Below are 19,188 nucleotides of genomic sequence, written 5' to 3'. Positions count from 1 at the left end.
AAGCTGCAAACGCAGCAGGCGCAGCAGCGGTTCCGTCTGTTGTCTCAAGGGGTTGTCCGCAGGCTGTGCGAAACTGCACAGTCGTGGTGGCTGAATGCTGCGATCTTCTTCGGGAAGATGGCCGTGTCGCCATGCTCATATCTCGGGGGAATTTTTGTTATGATTTCATTTGCATCCATTCGCCTTCTGGGCGTGGTTTCGGTTCTGGTGCTGGCATCTTTGTCCATTGGTCCGGCTCATGCTGGGGATTGCTCCGGTACAGTTGGCGGCCTGTCGCGCACTTATAATCTGAACAAGGGTACGGGCTTCCTAGCCATTCGCGCACGCCCGACAAGCTCGTCACGGATGATCGGGCAGACGTTCAACGGCAACACGGTGGGCATCGACCGCCGTCGCGGCAACTGGCTCTATATCTATGATGATGCGTCCAACACGTCCGGCTGGGTTTTTGCCCGCTACGTGCGCCGCACTTGCGATGGTGTCTAAGCGGCAGCGCGCTCGACTTTCTCGTTGACCAGAACAGGCGCGAGGGGCGCGTCGTTTGTCGAAAGACAGACGCGGCCCCGTCCGCTTTCTTTCGCCTGATAAAGCGCCTCGTCGGCACTGCGAATGATCGACTTTGCTGTTGACGTATCGTCCGGCCAATGCGCCACGCCAATGCTTGCGCCGATGAAGGCGGAACCACCGGGGAACATGATCTCGCGGCTGACGCTATCGATGATGGTCTGGCTGGTTTCCACCACCGATGCATCGTCTGCCCCATCATGAAGCAACACCATGAACTCATCGCCGCCCAATCGCGCGGCCATGCCGGTATCGCCTACCACTTGCGTAATGCGATTTGCGACTTCGGCCAGAACCGCGTCGCCTGCCTGATGGCCAAACGTGTCGTTGACGGCTTTGAAGCGGTCGAGATCGATGCATAAAATGGCGCATCTGCCTATCCCGCCGCTGGAAATTACCCCTTCCAGCGAACGGTCAAACTGCAACCTGTTGGGCAAGCCGGTCAGCGCGTCGTGCAAGGCAAGAAAGCGGTTTTCATCTTCGCTGCGTTGCAGAGCCGAAATTGTTTTGCTGTGGCGGTAGGACAGAAAGCCAAGCGCTGAACTGACGATAAGAAGAATGACGCCAATCAAGGGCAACGAGCTGCGCCAGATTGTGGTGGAAGGAGGTGAAGCCTGCCAACGGGCGATCACATTGGAACTCCCCACGGGCAGCTGCTTGAGGCCTTCACCAACCTTGGAAGTGTTTCTCACAAGTGCAAATTGCTCGATGCCCATAGCCTCGCTCATGGCGTCGAAAATTGCTGGCGTCAGGTGTCTGACCGTTACCATGATGTGTGGATTATCGGCAGACATGACCCGCCCGTCATCGGGCACGAGGCCTTGCGCCACGACAACGGAAACTTGTCCGTCAACCATACGAATATCTGCAGCGTAAAGTTCTGCCCCTCTGCGGGTGGCATCTTCAGGCACAGTATAGCCGTTACCTTCAGGCTCGCGGCGTTCCATCCATAGCTGCCGCGCGCTGCCGATGAGATCCTGCACAGCAGCAATCGTTGTGGCGGCTTTATCCGGCTCGGTGGTGCGGGTCTGATCGATGTTCAGGCGGGTCTCACCTTCCGGCCCCAGAATGATCGTGCGTTTGATCTGAAAATCGGGATACAGCCAGCCCGACATATTTTCTGTGACGAATTCCATGTTTATGGTTTCGCCGAAGGCATCGTTGGTATCGGCCCAATTGGACACCTGTGATTGGTCGCGCGCGACAATGCGAATTTGCTGCTGCACCGCGTTGGACACAAGCCGCTTCACATCGCGGTCATGCACGTCATCGGCAATCGAACCGGCAGCGCCCAACAACAAAAAGCCGCAGACCACGAAAATCGCCATGGCGGTTGCGCTGAACATGTAGATCAGTCGGGATGCATATTGTGGCGTGCGCATGGGTCGTTCTTCTGGTGTGTATTTTGTAGAGCAGTATCGCCGATACTCCTTTCCAGCTCCCCAACAGGCAGCGTTAACAAGCGCTTTGCTTGCCGCCCCCATTTTTCAGCAGCCAGCAGGGCAGCTATGCGCGGGTTCCTCTAGCCCTCCATAGGCTTGCGGGTTAGGACAGGGGGCAGACCCATTTCCTTGCCGGATGCCACACATGCCCATCACAAAGATTCTTGTCGCCAACCGTTCTGAAATCGCCATTCGCGTGTTTCGGGCAGCCAATGAACTGGGGCTGAAAACGGTCGCTATATGGGCGGAAGAAGACAAGCTGGCGCTGCACCGGTTCAAGGCAGATGAAGCCTATCAGATCGGCACCGGGCCGCATTTGAAAAAGCCCATGGGTCCAATCGAGAGTTATCTCTCAATCGAGGAAATCATTCGCGTGGCCAAACTGTCCGGTGCGGATGCGATCCACCCCGGCTACGGGCTGCTGTCGGAATCACCTGAATTCGTGGATGCCTGCGCCGAAGCTGGTCTGACCTTCATCGGCCCCAAGGCGGACACGATGCGCCGTTTGGGCAACAAGGTTGCAGCGCGCAATTTGGCCGTGGAAGCCGGTGTGCCTGTCGTGCCAGCCTCGCCACCGCTGCCGGATGCAGGAAGCGACGGCTATGCCAAAACCATCCGCAAGATGGCCGACGAGGTTGGCTACCCGATCATGCTGAAAGCCTCATGGGGCGGCGGCGGTCGCGGCATGCGGACCATCCGTTCCGAAGACGAACTCGAAAACGAAGTGCTTGAAGCGCGGCGTGAAGCGGCAGCAGCCTTCGGTAAGGACGAGGTTTATCTGGAGCGCCTCGTGGAGCGCGCCCGCCATGTAGAAGTTCAGGTGCTGGGCGACGGGCAGGGCACGGCGGTGCATCTGTTCGAACGTGATTGCTCCGTGCAGCGCCGTAACCAGAAAGTTGTCGAGCGCGCGCCTGCACCATATCTTTCTCAGGAAAAGCGCGATGAGCTTTGCGGTTACGCTCTGCAGATCGCCAACGAAACGAATTATCTCGGTGCAGGCACCATCGAATTCCTGATGGATATCGACAGCGAGGAATTCTTCTTCATCGAGGTGAACCCCCGCGTGCAGGTGGAGCACACGGTCACGGAAGAAGTGACCGGCATCGACATCATCAAGGCGCAGATCCATCTGGTGGACGGTCACAAAATTGGCACGCCCGAAAGCGGCGTTCCTGAGCAGGGTGATATTCATTTGAACGGCCATGCCCTGCAGTGCCGCATCACCACGGAAGACCCTGAGACGAATTTCATTCCCGATTACGGCCGCATCACTGCCTATCGCGGTGCCACCGGTTTCGGCATCCGCCTCGATGGCGGTACAGCCTATTCCGGCGCGGTCATCACCCGCTTTTACGATCCGCTTTTGGAGAAGGTCACGGCTTGGGCGCCGACCTATCAGGAAACGATTGCGCGCATGCACCGCGCGCTGCGCGAGTTCCGTATTCGCGGCGTGGCGACCAACCTGACGTTCCTTGAAAACATCATCACCCACCCGAAATTTGCCGATAACACCTACACGACGAAGTTCATCGACACGACGCCGGAGCTGTTCGAGAAGGTCAAACGCCGCGACCGTGCGACCCGTTTGCTTAACTATGTGGCGGACGTTTCCGTCAACGGCCATCCCGAAGCGCGGGACCGTGCCAAGCCAAACCCTGCAGCCGCAAAGCCTGTTGTGCCGTGGTACGACAAACCCATCGTGGACGGCACGCGACAACGGTTGGAAGCGGACGGACCGGAAGCGTTTTCCAAATGGATGCGCGACCATCCCAAGGTGCTGCTCACCGACACGACCATGCGCGATGGCCACCAGTCGCTTCTCGCCACCCGCATGCGAACCGCCGACATCGCGCCGGTAGCAGATGCTTACGGCAAGGCTTTACCCAACCTGCTGTCGCTGGAATGTTGGGGCGGTGCGACCTTCGATGTGGCGATGCGCTTCCTCACCGAAGACCCGTGGGAGCGCCTCGACAAAATCCGCGAAGGCGCGCCGAACCTGTTGTTGCAGGCGCTGGTGCGTGGCTCCAACGGTGTGGGCTACACGGGCTATCCCGACAACACGGTGCGCCGTTTTATCAAGGAAGCGGCCAACGGTGGGGTCGATCTTTTCCGCGTGTTCGACTGTCTGAACTGGGTCGACAACATGCGCGTTTCCATCGACGCGGTGCTGGAATCCGGCAAGCTGTGCGAAGGCGCGATCTGCTACACCGGTGACGTGATGGCCCCGCGCAAGGGCAAATATGATCTCGACTATTACCTCACTATGGCGCGTGAGCTGGAAGAGGCCGGTTGCCATATCATCTGCGTGAAGGACATGGCCGGTCTGTTGAAGCCCGCCGGTGCCAAAGTGCTTTTCGAAGCGCTGCGTGACGAAACCAAACTGCCGATTCACTTCCACACCCACGACACATCTGGCCTGTCTGCGGCCACCGTACTTGCTGCTGTCGATGCAGGCGTTGATGCCGTAGATGCCGCAATGGACGCCTTGTCCGGCGGTACGTCGCAGCCTTGCCTCGGTTCCATCGTGGAAGCTTTGTCCGGCAACGAGCGCGCACCGGATGTGGACATCGATGCCATTCGCGAAATCTCGCTCTACTGGGAACAGGCGCGCGCGCAATATGCGGCGTTCGAAAGCGACGTGAAGGCGCCTGCCTCCGAGGTTTATCTGCACGAAATGCCGGGCGGCCAATACACCAACCTGAAGGAGCAGGCCCGCTCCATGGGGCTGGAGAGCCGCTGGACCGAAGTCGCCCACACCTATGCGGCGGTGAACGAAATGTTCGGCGATATCGTCAAGGTGACGCCGTCATCCAAGGTTGTCGGCGATATGGCGCTGATGATGGTCAGCCAGGATTTGACCGTCGCGGAAGTGTTGGACCCGGACAAGGAAATCTCGTTCCCGGAATCCGTTGTGTCGCTTATGAAGGGCGAACTGTCCCGTCCCGCAGACGGTTGGCCGGCTGCATTGCAGGCCAAGGTGTTGAAAGGCGAGAAACCGCTGGCCGGTCGTGTGGGCGATGTGTTGCCGGACGCCGACTTCGATGCACTCCGCAAAGAGGTCGAAGAGCTGATCAGCCGCGAGGTCTCCGACCAGCATTTCGCGTCTTATCTCATGTACCCCAAAGTGTTCGTGGACTATGCGCTGGCGCAGCAGGCCTTTGGACCCACCAGCGCCTTGCCGACGCCGAACTATTTTTACGGCATGAAGGCGGGTGACGAAATCCGTGTTGAAATCGAACAGGGCAAGCTGTTGCTCATCCGCTGCCTCGCCATGGGCGAGATGGACGATCAGGGCATGGTCACGGTGTTCTTCGAGCTGAACGGCCAACCCCGCCGTGCCCGGGTGCCGGACCGTATCCATGGTGGTTCTGCTGCCGTTGCCCGCCCGAAAGCGGAAGCCGGTAACTCATCGCAAGTCGGCGCGCCGATGCCGGGTGTCGTCTCCACCATCATGGTGGAAGCGGGAGCCGAAGTCGCGGCCGGGGACGTGCTGCTGTCCATCGAAGCCATGAAGATGGAAACCGCGCTCCATGCAGAAGCCGATGGTGTGGTCGCCGAAGTGCTGGTGAAGCGCGGCGACCAGATCGATGCGAAAGATTTGCTCGTGCGGATGGAAGGGTAGCGTCCAACCGCCGCGCAAAGGGCATGCAGCCACTTCATCACGCGCGTGTTTAGTTAGCGTGACGCGATGAATGATAGGTGGGTGATGGAATGGGTGATGCAAGCGTGAAGACGGCTCTTGTCATGGGAGCGACCGGCGGCATTGGCGCGGCTTTTGTCGAACGGCTTTTGGCGCGGGACGGGTTGGAGCGGCTGCATTGCTGTTCGCGTTCCGGCGCCTCGCCTACGGATGATTCACGTGTGACATCCCACGTGGCGGACTACGACAAGCCGGAAACCATTGATGCGCTGGGCACGGCGATGAAGAGCGAGGACTTGGATCTCGTCATCATCGCGACGGGTCTTCTCCATGCAGGCGATGATCTTGGCCCAGAAAAGGCCATGCGCGCTTTGAACTCTGATGACATGCACCGCGTGTTTCACGTGAACACGTTCGGACCGGCCTTGATGATGAAGGCGTTGCTGCCCGCCATGAGCCGCGATGAAAAATCGGTCTTTGCCGCGCTGTCGGCACGTGTGGGGTCGATCTCCGATAATGGTATCGGCGGTTGGTATTCATACCGCTCGGCCAAGGCCGCGCTGAACCAGATGTTGAAAACAGCCTCCATCGAACACGCCCGCCGCTGGCCGGAGGGTATCGTGGTCGGCCTGCATCCCGGCACGGTGGATACCGGCCTGTCGGAGCCGTTCCAGCGCAATGTGGCTGACGGCAAATTGTTCACGCCGGACTTTGCGGCGGGTGCGATGCTGGATGTTCTCGATGGATTGTCTTCCAGCGACACCGGCAAGGTGTTTGCATGGGATGGTGCGCCGATACCTGCGTGAAGGCATCTGCTAAGGTGTTCACCGCTATGTGAACATTCGCACACACATTGCGACAGGTTGCCGCTATGGTGTTCTCCAAGCTCATCGACGTCCAGTCGGAGCGCCATGGACGGGGAGGACCATACCCATGAAACTCACGAAATTTATTGCAGCAGCGGTGTTCGGCATTTCCGCCTGGTTCGTTTCGCTACCCGCACAGGCAATGCCTGCAGGGCAGGTGTCGTCCGGCGCCATCAATTCCGGCGCATCGGGTTTGGTGATCGACGTTCACCGTCGTGGTTACCGCCATCGCCACAACCGCTCGCGCCGTCACTGCCACGGTCGCCGCCATTGCCACAGCCATCGCCATTCGCGTCGTCACAGCCACAACAATCGCCGCCGCGTGTATCGTCACCGTCATTGCCATGGCCGTCACTTCTGCCATCGTCATCGCCACACACGCCGCCACCGCCACTAGGCTACGGCTCAATAGTTCGACCGCCCGGGCAGGGCAGTTGATGACCCGCTCTCGGAAACGAGGGCGGGTTTTTTGTTGCCGTCGTGCCCTACGGCGTGGGCCGTAATTTTTCGATCAGCTCTTCGACCTTTGGCAGAATGCCGGCGACCATGATTTCTACGCCACGCACGTTGGGGTGCATGCCATCGTCCAGCTGCGTACCGGGCACTGCCATCACGCCATCGAGGAAGAACGGGTAGAGCGGCAGTTCGTATTTCGCTGCCAGATCGGTGAAGATCGTGCTGAATTCGTCGCCGTATTCTTTGCCCATATTTGGCGGCGCGAGCATGCCCACCAGCAGCACTTCGATGCCGCGTTCGCGAAGACGTGAAATCATTGTGTCGAGATTCGCGCGCGTTTTGGCCAGCGGCAAGCCGCGTAGGGCGTCGTTGGCACCGAGTTCCAAAATGACAGCATCCGTGCCTTCAGGAACCGACCAGTCCAGCCGCGACAGGCCCGCACTTGTGGTGTCACCCGATACGCCAGCAGAGACGATTTTCGCAGGCAGGCCTTTCGCGTCCAGCACAGCCTGCAGCTTCGGTACAAAGCCATCGGTTGCTGGCAGTTGGTAGCCAGCCATCAGGCTATCGCCGAAGCCGACGATCGTCGGCACGTCTTCCTGAGCGTGGGCAAGGCCTGACAGCGTGAGCGAAACCGCACCTGCAAATGCAAGCATGGTGCGTCTGGTCAACATGGTTCTGGTCATCTGAAAGTCCTCCATCATGTTCTTATACGGATGCCACCTGAACATGGTTTGAACGGGTGTTCGACCGCTCCGTCAGCCACTTTGCGACAAACGGCGACGATTCGTCTGTTTGAAATCGGCATCATCCGCTCCATATGGTGCCGATACGTCGCTCCGCAAACCCTCCCTGAACTGCGGGCCGAACCGAGGATGGATTATCTATGTCTGCGCCCCACCACGACACTGCACTCTCTTCTTCTCCGGCAATCGAGCTCGATGATGTTCACCTGACGCTTGGCGAGGGCGCATCTCGGGTCCACGTCTTGCGGGGTATTTCGTTGGCTGTGCCTGCGGGTCGCTCCGTCGGTGTGGTGGGACCGTCCGGTTCCGGCAAATCGACATTACTGATGGTGATGGCTGGTTTGGAGCGGGTCGATAAAGGCTGTGTGAAGCTGGCGGGCGAGGATTTTTCCGATCTCGATGAAGATGGTTTGGCAGCGTTTCGCGGGCGCAATATCGGCATCGTGTTCCAGTCGTTCCATCTTATTCCCAATATGACAGCGCTGGAAAATGTGGCTGTGCCGCTGGAACTGGCGGGCATCGCGGATGCCTTTGACAAGGCTGAAGCGGAAATGAAAGCGGTGGGCCTTGGCGAGCGGCTGACGCATTATCCCTCGCAGATGTCCGGCGGTGAACAGCAGCGCGTTGCAATGGCCCGTGCGCTTGCACCGGACCCGAAAATTCTGGTGGCGGACGAGCCCACCGGCAACCTCGACGGTGAAACCGGAACGCAGATCGCCGATCTTCTGTTCACCAAACAACGTGAGCGCGGCACCACGTTGGTGTTGGTGACGCATGATCCGAAACTGGCCGAACGCTGCGATGATATGGTGCGCGTACGCCAAGGCGAGATCGAAGATGCAGGCGCTGCCTTGGTGGCAGCGCAATGACTATCGGGGAGAGTGTCGCTGACGTTACCTCAAGTACAGCAACCAGCGTTCGCCCGGAAAGCGCGCAAAACGCTGCCTCTCTCCCATTGGCCCTACGGTTTGCCCTGCGCGAACTGCGCGGTGGGCTAACTGGATTTTACGTCTTTCTCGCCTGCATCGCACTGGGTGTTGCGGCCATTTCCGGCGTCAATGCTGTGGCGCTGTCCATCACGCAAGGCATCGCGCAGGAAGGTCGGACGCTTCTGGGTGGCGATCTATCCTTCAAAACGCAGCAGCGGGAATTGACCCAAGCTGAACGGGCGTGGGTAACGGCACAGGGTGAAACCTCTACGGCCGCCACCATGCGCGCCATGGCCCGTAAACCGGACGGCTCCGATCAATCGCTGGTGGAGTTGAAAGCCGTTAACAACACATGGCCGCTCACCGGCAGCTTTGTTGCTGAACCTGCAGACGCTCTCGCGCGCGGCGCGGTTGTTGACCCTGTGCTTCTGTCGCGGCTGCAGATCGAAGTGGGCGATAGCATTTCAATTGGTGCTGAGACTGTGGAAATCACTGGTACTATCGTCACCGAACCCGACCGCGTGTCGGATAATTTTCTGCTTGGCCCCCGCGTTATCATCAGCCGTGAAGTCCTTGACCGCACCGAGCTGGTGCAACCCGGCAGCCTCGTATCATGGACCACCCGTCTGGCGCTTGCCGACGCCACTCAAGAGAACGTTGCGGCCACTTCCGAAGCGGCGAAAGCCGAGTTCCCCGAAGCCGGCTGGCGGGTTCGCGGGCGCGACAATGCCGCGCCTGCGCTGACAAGAAACGTCACGCGCTTTTCGCAGTTTCTCACGCTGGTGGGCCTCACCGCACTTATCGTTGGCGGTGTTGGCGTGGCCAATGCTGTCCGCGCTTATCTCGATACCAAGGGTGGCGTCATCGCGACATTCAAGAGCCTTGGCGCTCCGGCATGGTTCGTCTTCGCTGTATATCTGATGCAGATTCTGGCGCTGGCCTTGCTGGGTATCGCCATCGGTTTATTATTGGGTGCGTTAGCGCCGCCGGTGGCCAAATGGGCGCTGGCGGATGTGTTGCCCGTGGCATCGGCGCAAGTGTTCTATCCCGGCGCACTGCTGTCTGCGATTGCCTACGGCCTGCTCACCGCGCTTGCCTTCGCGCTTTGGCCGCTGGGTCAGGCACGGGACATTCCGGCCATTGCACTTTTTCGTAATGCTGCGCGGGACAACGCGCCTTGGCCGCGTTCTGTCTATGTTGTCGCCACGGCCATCGTTGTGGCCGCTCTCGTTGGGCTGGCTGTCTGGCAGGCGGGCGACCGCCGTATCGCGTGGACGTTTATCGGCGGCATTGCCGTGTCCTTCGTGCTGTTGCGCGTGGTTGCTATGGGCATTCAGTGGATTGCAAAGCGCATGCCGCAGGTGCGGTCCACGCCGCTGCGATTGGCCATCGGCAATATCCATCGGCCCGGTGCGCTCACACCTTCTGTCGTCATGTCACTGGGTCTTGGTCTTGCCCTGTTGGTGGCCTTGGCGCTGATCGACGGCAATCTTCGCAATCAAATTTCAGCCAATATCCCCAAACAGGCACCCGACTTCTTCTTCGTTGATGTCCAGTCCAACGAGGTGGAACCGTTTGTGGCGAAACTGGAGGAGGTTGCGCCCAATGGTGTTGTTCAGCAGACGCCTATGCTGCGCGGTCGGATCGTGTCGATCAACGATGTGCCGGCTGCCGAAATTCAGGTGAAAGAAGGTGGTGAATGGGTGCTGCGGGGTGATCGTGGCGTCACTTACTCGCCTGTGAAGCCGGAAAACGCATCTGTTTCGGAGGGCGAGTGGTGGGCTGCGGACCATAGTGGCGAAAACCTCGTGTCCTTCGCTGCCGAAGAGGCCGATGAAGTTGGCGTGTCCGTTGGCGACAAGCTGACGATCAATGTATTGGGCCGCGATATCACCGCGACTGTCGCCAACCTTCGCAACGTGGAGTGGCGCTCGTTCTCCATGAACTTCGTGATGGTTTTCTCGCCCAACACATTTGCCGGTGCACCCCATGCCTATCTGGCGACGTTGCAGGTGGACCCGTCCGAAACGCTGGAAGGCGAAGCAACCGCTGTGCAGACCGCCCGCGACGGAGACATTTTGCGCGAGGTCACTACGGCATTTCCAACCGTGACAACGGTGCGTGTGCGCGATGCGTTGTCGACGGTTAACGGGCTGATCGAACAGCTTGCCACTGCCATCCGTGCTGCTGCCCTTTTGGCGTTGGCTGCATCTATCCTCGTGTTGGCCGGAGCGTTGGCAGCGGGCAACCGCGCGCGCACTCACGATGCGGTGGTGCTGAAAACGCTGGGGGCAACGCGCAAAGTGCTGATCTCTGCGTTCGTGACGGAATATTCCCTGCTTGGCCTCGCCACCGCGATTTTCGCGCTATTGGCGGGTGGTTTGGCGTCGTGGTTCGTGATTGACGGCATTATGGGCTTCACGTTCACGCTGCTGCCATCTGTTGCCATCGGCACGGTGGTGGCCGCGCTCGTGTTCACCGTGGGCTTCGGTTTGGTGGGCACATGGCGTGTCTTGGGACAGAAAGCGGCGCCGGTGTTGCGGGAATTGTAGAGGTCGGAAACGGCAACGACTGGAAAAGCGTTAACGATCGATAGAGAAAAACTATCATTATGCGGGGTCGCGTCACACCTGTTGGCCTTGAAGTCGCCGTCAGACCACCGCATATTACACCCACAGGCGAAGTGCGTTCAGCACCCGTCTCAATGTTTCATCAGCTGCGGCAAGGATTTCTGCGCCGCCTTATCTCATGAGGGATCACATGGCTGACTACCGCGAAGAATATCGCACCCGCACTATGCCGGGCGCAGCCCCTGCAGCAGGCACCGACGTCCAGTACGACGAGGGTCTGCGCAGCTACATGCTGGGCATCTACAACTACATGGCGACCGCTCTTGCCGTAACTGGCCTTTCCGCCATCGGTCTGGCAACCTGGGCACAGTCCAATCCGGCTGTTGCCAACGCTGTCTATAACAGCCCGCTCAAATGGGTTCTTATGCTGGCACCGCTGGCCTTCGTGCTGGTTATTTCCTTCGGCATAAACAAACTGTCAAAAACGGCTGCAATGGGCGTGTTCTACGCATTTGCCGCTGTCATGGGCGCGTCGATCTCCTGGATCTTCATGGTCTATTCGCTCGGCTCCATCACGCAGACATTCTTCGTGACGTCTGCAGCTTTCGCCGGTTTGTCGCTTTACGGCTACACCACCAAACGCGTGCTGTCCGGCATGGGTTCATTCCTGATGATGGGCCTGATCGGTCTCATCCTCGCGATGGTCGTGAACATCTTCCTGCAGTCTTCGGCACTCGGCTTTGCCATCAGCGCCATCGGTGTTCTGATCTTCGCTGGTCTCACCGCCTATGACACGCAGCGCCTGAAGCACATGTACGATTCAGTCGCTCACAATGGTGAGATGATGGCCAAGGCTTCCATCATGGGTGCCCTCAGCCTCTACCTGAACTTCGTCAATATGTTCATGTTCCTGCTGTCCTTCATGGGCAACCGCGAGTAGTCGCGCAGGCCACATGGCCGAGACATTGAAGGGCGTCGCGAGCAATCGTGGCGCCCTTTTTCGTTTGCCTCGAACGCATTCTGCTGGAATCCTGTAGGCGTAACAGCTTCGCGAAACTTGCAACGTGGACTGTATGGGGACTGCAGGCATGACGATAACGGCTTTTACCGGCGACCCTTCCGAGGTCGCAGCAATCACGGCCATTTATGGCCACTGGGTCGAGAACGGCATCGCCAGCTTCGAGCTGGATGTGCCGGATGAAGAAGAAATGAACCGTCGCTTGTCGGGCTTGCAGGAGGCAGGTTACCCCATCCTCATCGCGCGCGAAGGCAACGAGATCACCGGCTATGCCTATGCATCAGCCTATCGCCCCCGCCCCGCCTATGGCGCTACGGTAGAAGACACGGTTTATGTTTCCCCAAGCCAGCAAGGCACCGGCACAGGCCGCGCCCTCCTCACCGCTCTGATAGAAGCCTGCAAGGACCGAAAATACCGTCAAATAATCGCGGTCATCGCCTGCGAAGCCGCCAGCGATGCCCCTGATAAAATGGCGAGCATCCGCCTCCACGCTAAACTGGGTTTCCGCTCGGCAGGCAGATTGCGCAGTATCGGGCGCAAGCATGATCGCTGGCTGGATACGGTGCTGATGCAGCGCGAGTTATGAAGATAGAGGCACGACGTCAGCGTTTACATGCAACCGCGCCAGTCGCCATTTCGAACGTTTCAACTGCTCATTCGGTCGGGCGTTCGTTACTCAGCAAATCCTGATTGCCCGCAACCTTCCGCTCTTTCGCCACCTGCTGGCGAACATCGTCATCAGGCGAAACATCGACATTGTCCGGCACTGGCTTCAAAGCCTTCTTAGACGTTTTCGTAGCCTGAGACTTCGGTGCCGCCAGCCCACTTTCCACTTTCTGATCGGTGAGATTTACGGGCATTCCTTCCAGCCTCACGCGATAGATCGGTTCGGGCAGGGTGAAGCCTTCATTCTCGATAACCGTCTTTACAACATTGATGGCGGCGCTGCGTGACTTCAAAAAGTCAGCCTCGTTCTGGTCGATCCAACCGGAGAACTGAATGAGAATGTTGGAGTCCCCGACTTCCTCCACCGCTGCAGATGGTTTCGGTTCATCCAGCAGGAACTTCAATGACCGCATGGCCTTCAAACCTGCCGCTGAAGCCTCAATAGGGTCATCCGCCGCATCGACGCCGAGCTTGAAGGAGAGCCGTCTTTGAGGGTTCAATGTGTAGTTCAGGATCGTCCCCTTGAAGACTTCCGCGTTGGGGATGCGCAGATGATTGCCGTCCAGCGTCATTAGAATTGTTGCTCGTGACGTCAGCCGAACAACGATGCCTTCATGTGAATTGATGACCACATGATCATCGGCCCTGAAGGGCTGACGAAGGCTCAGCATCACGCTCGCTACGTAGTTCTCGATCGTATCCTTCAAGGCGAAACCGACCGCGAGCCCTATGAGGCCAGCGCTACCGGCAGCCGCGCCGAAAAGCGCCATCGCATCCAGCAAATTGAGCGCCAGCAGAACACCCGCAATGATACCGGCAATGCGGACGGATTGGCCGATCAGTTGAGCAACGAACGGATTGGGGGCGATAGCACCCCATAGCCGCTTGGCCGACCCAAGCAGATGCCCCAGCAGTGCCACCAGAAGAAATGCGATGAGCGCAATTGCATAGAGCGGCCATGCCTTCACGGCGTCGCTGATCGCACCTTCCGTTCGTTCGAGCACCGGATTGAGATTGTCTTCGACACTTCGGGTGCGGTCCATTTCGTCTTCGACCGCGACCACCCCTTCGACACGTCTGGCGAGATCCAGCGCACGTTCTGCTGCTGTTTCATTGGCAACCGTACCGCCCAGCCGCACGACGCCTTCGTTCAGTGTAATTGCAACGTCGGCCAGACCGTCGATCTCGCTGAATATGCCCGTCAACCGGGTTTCAATTTGCCGGTCCTGGTCGGCAGGCGGAGCGGCCGTGATCGGTGCAGCATCTGCCGGCTCTTGAGTGTCTTGCGCAAAGGCCCCCGGTACAGAAAAACAAAGAATTGCGAGCAGCACGAACAAGATGGAAATGTATTGCGAGAGCGACCGCACCGACACTGCAGGCGCGGTGAGGGTCGGAGTCTGGGCCATTCGAGTTTGCATCTCATCGTTCCGGTAGAGCGCTGTAATCACTACTCAACGCGCTCAAAGCTTTGCCGTTTCAAAACAAATGTAACAAGCCCACAAAAAAAGGGCCGGGCTTTTCAGCCCGACCCCTTCGCTGTTCAGTCTTGTTTGCGTTTTACGAGGCAGGCGAGAACGGGATTGAGGAGTGGTGCAGCACGATTTTTGTGTCGCCATCGTCCATCTGCTCGAAGCCGAATGTGTATTCGACCTTCACTTCGTCACCGGCTTTCGTGGTGAAGAAGTAGTTGCCCATGGACATCGCGGTTTCGCCGTTGATGACCGTGCCTTCATTTTCCCAGCGCACATTAGTGTAGGGCGCGATGGCAAAGCCGCCGTCTTCAGCATTGCTGCCGCCGACGAAGTAGGACATCGCCTCATCGAAGGTGCCGCGGAACTGGTCTTCGCTGGCCAGTGTCGGCTTGAACAAAACTTCGCTCTCGCCATAGGCGTAGAACTGCTCGATGTGCTCTTTCGCGGCAGCCTTGTAGTCGCCGCCCTTGGTGTGGACCGAGCCGATTTTCACGATACCCTCACCCCATGCCATTTGCAGTGCTGTGACTTTCTCTTTCGTCAATGCAGCGGAATCTGCATGGGCGAGGCCAGTGGTGGCAGCGATTGCGAGAGCGGCGGACAGTGCAACAGTTTTGATCATATCAATTCTCCTGGTTCAGGCGGTTGGGTTATCTGAGGGGCGTCAACCTGTGTCTCTGCCCTTGCCAAGAAGATGGTTGTGGTGAATTGATATAACCAATGAAAAGAAATCCAGTTATTGATAGCCTTAAGGCATTGATTGAAAAGACCTGTTGATGCGCCCAAGCCTGCGCCAGATCGAGTATTTTGTTGCCGTCGCCGAATATGGCGCTTTCGGTGTGGCTGCTGACAATCTGGGCGTCACGCAGCCCAGCTTGTCGAAACAGTTGGCAACGATGGAAGATGAGCTAGGCGCGAGGTTGTTCGAGCGCACGTCCCGTAGGGTCACGCTTACGCCGCTGGGTCGGAAGCTGCTGCCCAAAGGGCGCGCCATTTTGCAGGACGGGCGGGAATTCCGTGCTATTGCCCGTGGTTCTATCGGCCTGTTCGGGGACCGGCTGTCTATTGGGGTGCTGCCGTCGGTGGGGGCCTATTTCATGCCCATCGCAAACCGCAGGCTTCACCGGCTCTATCCCGATCTGCGCCTTGTTGTGCGAGAGGCAGCGACCGTGCAACTGCTCACCCAGCTTCAGGACGGGCGGATCGATGCTGTGATCGGCACGCGCACCAATGAACCGGATGTAGCCAGCATACCGTTATTTTCAGAAGCCTTGTGGATATGCGCTGCAAGCGATGACCCGCTATCGGCGCAACGGGGGCCGGTGCAACTTTCCGATCTTTCGGGCAGGCCGTTGTTGGCGGTTAGTCCGGAATTCAGTCTGGCTGAAATCGTCGAGCGGCTGGCCCAAAAAGCAGGAGCTTTCGTCAGCCGCGACTATCAAGGCGCAAGTCTGGACGCCGTGCGCCAAATGGCGGTGATGGGGGCAGGCGTTGCCGTGTTGCCATCACTTTATGCACTTGCAGAAGCTGTGCGCGATCCTGAATTCCTTGTCCGGCGGATCGACCACCCGGAAGCCGAACACGAAATTCATCTCCATTGGCGGCGCGCTTCACCCTTGGGCGATGACTTCCGCTTGCTTGCCGAAAATCTGATCGCGGTAAAACAGGAAATCCGAGAATCCCGCGATGCCCGCTTCGAATAAATGTTGGTCGAAGCGGGCAGGCGGTGAGGTTTAGCCAGTGAAGTTTAGATCGTCTGGCCGGTCTTTTCCCAGTCAGCCAGAAACGCTTCCAGACCCTTGTCGGTCAGCGGATGCCGAATGAGTTTTTCGATAGTGCTTGGCGGGATGGTCGCCACATCGGCACCGGCAATCGCGCAATCTTTGACGTGGTTCATGGTGCGAATTGAGGCGGCCAGAATTTCCGTCTCGTAGCCGTAATTGTCGAAAATCGTGCGGATGTCCTCGATCAACTCCATGCCATCGACGCCCATATCGTCCACGCGGCCGATGAAGGGGGACACATAGGTCGCGCCGACCTTGGCGCACATCAGCGCCTGTGTGGCGGAGAAGCACAGCGTCATGTTTGTCTTGAAACCATCATCCGTTAGCACCTTGCAGGCACGCACGCCGTCCATGGTTGTGGGCAGTTTGATGACGATGTTGTCGGCGATCTCGGCCAGTTTGCGGCCTTCTGTCAGCATCGTGTCGTAATCGGTGGCGGCAACTTCGCCGGACACGTCGCCTTCGACCATCTCGCAGATTTCGGCCAACACTTCTTTGATGTCGCGACCGGATTTGAGGATCAGCGACGGGTTCGTTGTCACGCCGTCCAGCAGGCCGGTTTCGTTCCAGTAGCGGATGTCGTCCACGTCTGCGGTGTCGATGAAGAACTTCATGTTGGTATCTCCGGCAAGGATCGCCCATATCGGGGCAAGAAGAAGGATCGCCCGTATCGGGCGGGGAATTTTCTCTTCCATAGACTGCCGCAAGCGCAGTGGAAACCGTAACCGCCAACAGAGATTGCCGATTGACCGACGCCACCGCCAAAGACCTGTTGGGTGATCCGCTGGAAGCCGCGCCGCTTCGCACGGCTTATGTGCTGCTGCCGATCCCGGCGGACCGGCCCTACAGCTATGCGGTGCCTGCGGGTATGGACGTGCAGCCGGGAGATTACGTTCAGGTGCCGCTTGGCCCGCGCAAAGTGGCGAGTGTCGTGTGGGATGCACCCGTTGGCGACAACGGAGTCGATCCAAAAAAGCTACGCGCCATCGAAACAAAATTCGATTGCCCGCCGGTGCCGGAAGACATGCGCCGTTTTGTGGACTGGATTGCACATTACACAATCGCGCCGCCGGGTATGGTGTTGAAGAGCCTGCTGCGAACACCCGCTGCGCTAGATCCTGAACAGCCGATGCCAGGCATTGCCTTTACCGGCGATTGGCCGGACCGCATGAGTGATGCGCGCGGACGGGTGCGGGGGTTGATCGAAGCGGATACCAAACAGCTCTGGACGAAATCCGGCCTTGCCAATGCGGCGGGTACATCGTCTTCCGTGGTGGACGGATTGGTAAAGGCTGGCACGTTTGCGCCGCGCGATATTCCGCCCCAGCCCATCGTTCCACCGCCTATGCCAAAGCAAGCCGGCAAACCGCTGAACGAAGATCAGCAAGAAGCTGCCGATGCGCTGGTGGAAGCCGTGAAGGCGGATGAATACTCCACCCATCTGATCGACGGCATCACCGGATCGGGCAAGACCGAGGTGTATTTTGAAGCCATCGCCGCCGCGCTGAACGCTGGCAAACAGGTGTTGGTGCTGCTTCCGGAAATCGCGCTTACCGCAACTTTTCTCGACCGGTTTGAAGCCCGTTTCGGCGCACCGCCTGCGCCATGGCATTCCGGCATCACGCCGCGCCAGCGCGAGAAGATTTGGAGGCAAGTTGCTGAGGGCACGGTACGGGTGGTCGTCGGTGCGCGGTCGGCATTGTTCCTGCCTTTTGCCGAGTTGGGCCTCGTGGTGGTCGATGAGGAGCACGATCAGGCTTATAAACAGGAAGACCGCGTCTTCTATTCCGCCCGCGATATGGCGGTGGTGCGGGCGCGGCTCGGTGGCTTCGCTTGTGTCTTGGCCTCTGCCACGCCATCGGTGGAAACGCGGGTGAACGCCGATACCGGTCGTTACATCCGCCTGCGTTTGGACCGTCGCCATGGCGCTGCGGTGCTGCCGAAACTCTCCACCATCGACATGCGCGAAAACCCGCCGCCGCGCGGGCGGTTCGTCTCGCCGGTTCTGGAAGAGGAAATGCGGCAGTCCACCGCGCGGGGCGAGCAGTCGCTGCTGTTCCTCAACCGTCGCGGTTACGCGCCGCTGACGTTGTGCCGCGTTTGCGGGTTCCGTTTCGAGTGTCGCAACTGTTCGGCGTGGTTGGTGGAGCACCGCTTTCGCGGACAACTTCAATGCCACCACTGCGGCCACAGTGAACCGACGCCCGAAGCCTGCACGAACTGCGGCACGCTGGATCATCTCGTCGCCTGTGGTCCTGGCGTGGAGCGGCTGGCGGAGGAGGTGGACGCGATTTTCCCCGAAGCGCGTATCATCGTGTTGTCGTCGGATATGCTGGGTGGCGTGTCGCGCCTGCGGCTGGAGCTGGAGGCGATTGCCGACGGGCAGGCCGATATCGTCATCGGCACGCAGCTGGTCGCCAAGGGCCACAACTTCCCGAAGATGACCGTGGTGGGTGTGGTGGACGCCGATCTCGGCCTCGCCAATGGTGATCCGCGCGCTGCCGAACGCACGTTCCAACTGCTATCACAGGTGACCGGTCGTGCGGGTCGCGCTGGCGGTGAATCGAAAGGTCTGTTGCAGACTTATGCGCCCGACCATCCCGTGATCAAAGCCATCGTCTCCGGCGACCGCGAGGCGTTTTACGAGCGCGAGATCGCGCTGCGGAAATCTGCTGGTCTGCCGCCTTTCGCCCGCCTCGTGTCGCTTATCATTTCAGGCACCGACAAACGCGAGACCGAGCGTCACGCCATGGACCTGAAACTCGCCGCGCCCTTCATGGAAGATGTCTTTCTGCTCGGCCCCGCAGAAGCCCCCATCGCGCAGGTGCGGGGCCGCTGGCGTTGGCGCTTGCTCGTCCACGCGCCCCGTGCGTTAGACGTGCAAACCTATATCCGCGACTGGCTGGCGAAGGGGCCAAAGGAGCGCGGAAATATAAGAGTGCAAGTGGATGTGGATCCACAAAGCTTCTTGTGAAGCTTTGCTCTTGTTCGCCCTAATGCTGTGGGCATGCGAGTGCTAATATCCGCGCCAGAAA

General features: G+C 59.0%; 15 protein-coding genes. 10 read left to right on the top strand and 5 right to left on the bottom strand.

Annotated elements, in window-relative coordinates:
• Nucleotides 1-159 precede the first annotated feature (159 nt).
• Nucleotides 160-486, top strand: a complete 327-nt coding sequence (locus R2A130_RS07010) for an SH3 domain-containing protein (RefSeq protein WP_009464314.1) — start codon at nucleotides 160-162, stop codon at nucleotides 484-486.
• Here R2A130_RS07010 and R2A130_RS17525 read toward each other — a convergent pair.
• Nucleotides 483-1,946, bottom strand: coding sequence for a diguanylate cyclase domain-containing protein (locus R2A130_RS17525; protein ID WP_009464313.1), 1,464 nt, complete (start codon nucleotides 1,944-1,946; stop codon nucleotides 483-485). The genes R2A130_RS07010 and R2A130_RS17525 overlap by 4 nt on opposite strands.
• A 205-nt stretch (nucleotides 1,947-2,151) precedes the next feature.
• Between R2A130_RS17525 and pyc the strand changes: the two genes are divergently transcribed.
• From pyc to R2A130_RS06990, 3 genes are all read left to right on the top strand, one after another.
• Nucleotides 2,152-5,628 (top strand): pyruvate carboxylase, encoded by a 3,477-nt coding sequence (gene pyc / locus R2A130_RS07000; protein WP_009464312.1) that lies wholly within the window; start codon nucleotides 2,152-2,154, stop codon nucleotides 5,626-5,628.
• Between the two features lie 89 nt (nucleotides 5,629-5,717).
• The gene (locus R2A130_RS06995) at nucleotides 5,718-6,452 is read left to right on the top strand and encodes an SDR family NAD(P)-dependent oxidoreductase (protein WP_040305309.1); all 735 of its coding nucleotides are present in this window, start codon (nucleotides 5,718-5,720) and stop codon (nucleotides 6,450-6,452) included.
• A 127-nt stretch (nucleotides 6,453-6,579) separates the two neighbouring features.
• On the top strand, nucleotides 6,580-6,909 hold the full coding sequence (locus tag R2A130_RS06990; RefSeq protein WP_009464310.1) for a hypothetical protein: 330 nt from the start codon (nucleotides 6,580-6,582) through the stop codon (nucleotides 6,907-6,909).
• Between the two features lie 88 nt (nucleotides 6,910-6,997).
• Here the strand turns inward: R2A130_RS06990 and R2A130_RS06985 are convergent, their stop codons facing one another.
• Entirely contained in the window at nucleotides 6,998-7,654 is a 657-nt protein-coding gene (locus R2A130_RS06985) for an arylesterase (protein ID WP_009464309.1), read from the bottom strand.
• A 200-nt stretch (nucleotides 7,655-7,854) separates the two neighbouring features.
• Between R2A130_RS06985 and R2A130_RS06980 the strand changes: the two genes are divergently transcribed.
• The 4 genes from R2A130_RS06980 to R2A130_RS06965 all read left to right on the top strand — a co-directional run bounded on the left by R2A130_RS06980 (nucleotide 7,855) and on the right by R2A130_RS06965 (nucleotide 12,817).
• On the top strand, nucleotides 7,855-8,583 hold the full coding sequence (locus tag R2A130_RS06980; protein ID WP_009464307.1) for an ABC transporter ATP-binding protein: 729 nt from the start codon (nucleotides 7,855-7,857) through the stop codon (nucleotides 8,581-8,583).
• Nucleotides 8,580-11,195 carry an ABC transporter permease gene (locus tag R2A130_RS06975; RefSeq protein WP_009464306.1) on the top strand — a complete coding sequence of 872 codons (2,616 nt, stop codon included), beginning with the start codon at nucleotides 8,580-8,582 and terminating at the stop codon, nucleotides 11,193-11,195. The genes R2A130_RS06980 and R2A130_RS06975 overlap by 4 nt, the downstream gene beginning before the upstream one ends.
• A 208-nt stretch (nucleotides 11,196-11,403) precedes the next feature.
• On the top strand, nucleotides 11,404-12,153 hold the full coding sequence (locus R2A130_RS06970) for a Bax inhibitor-1/YccA family protein (RefSeq protein WP_009464305.1): 750 nt from the start codon (nucleotides 11,404-11,406) through the stop codon (nucleotides 12,151-12,153).
• Nucleotides 12,154-12,301: 148 nt separating this feature from the next.
• Complete coding sequence (locus R2A130_RS06965) at nucleotides 12,302-12,817, top strand: GNAT family N-acetyltransferase (RefSeq protein ID WP_009464304.1); 516 nt, start codon at nucleotides 12,302-12,304, stop codon at nucleotides 12,815-12,817.
• 67 nt (nucleotides 12,818-12,884) lie between these two features.
• On the opposite strand, the gene R2A130_RS06960 is transcribed toward R2A130_RS06965, so the two are convergent.
• Together R2A130_RS06960 and R2A130_RS06955 are read right to left on the bottom strand one after the other, a co-directional pair.
• A complete protein-coding gene (locus R2A130_RS06960) occupies nucleotides 12,885-14,303 on the bottom strand; it encodes a mechanosensitive ion channel domain-containing protein (RefSeq protein ID WP_198008659.1) in 1,419 nt (472 codons plus the stop codon).
• Between the two features lie 151 nt (nucleotides 14,304-14,454).
• Nucleotides 14,455-14,991: a hypothetical protein gene (locus tag R2A130_RS06955; protein WP_009464302.1), complete on the bottom strand. Its 537-nt coding sequence runs from the start codon at nucleotides 14,989-14,991 to the stop codon at nucleotides 14,455-14,457.
• A 154-nt stretch (nucleotides 14,992-15,145) separates the two neighbouring features.
• Here R2A130_RS06955 and R2A130_RS06950 point away from each other — a divergent pair, with 154 nt between their 5' ends.
• Nucleotides 15,146-16,072, top strand: coding sequence for a LysR family transcriptional regulator (locus tag R2A130_RS06950; protein WP_009464301.1), 927 nt, complete (start codon nucleotides 15,146-15,148; stop codon nucleotides 16,070-16,072).
• Nucleotides 16,073-16,116: 44 nt separating this feature from the next.
• Here the strand turns inward: R2A130_RS06950 and fsa are convergent, their stop codons facing one another.
• Nucleotides 16,117-16,767, bottom strand: a complete 651-nt coding sequence (fsa, locus tag R2A130_RS06945; RefSeq protein WP_040305306.1) for a fructose-6-phosphate aldolase — start codon at nucleotides 16,765-16,767, stop codon at nucleotides 16,117-16,119.
• A 131-nt stretch (nucleotides 16,768-16,898) separates the two neighbouring features.
• On the opposite strand from fsa, the gene R2A130_RS06940 reads away from it, so the two are divergent.
• Nucleotides 16,899-19,127: a primosomal protein N' gene (locus tag R2A130_RS06940; RefSeq protein ID WP_371179388.1), complete on the top strand. Its 2,229-nt coding sequence runs from the start codon at nucleotides 16,899-16,901 to the stop codon at nucleotides 19,125-19,127.
• Nucleotides 19,128-19,188 lie beyond the last annotated feature (61 nt).

It is taken from the genome of Ahrensia sp. R2A130 (genome assembly GCF_000179775.1).
Lineage (GTDB): Bacteria > Pseudomonadota > Alphaproteobacteria > Rhizobiales > Rhizobiaceae > Pseudahrensia.
Note: the sequence above shows the minus strand (reverse complement) of the source record. Positions and strands in the feature narration are given on the sequence as shown.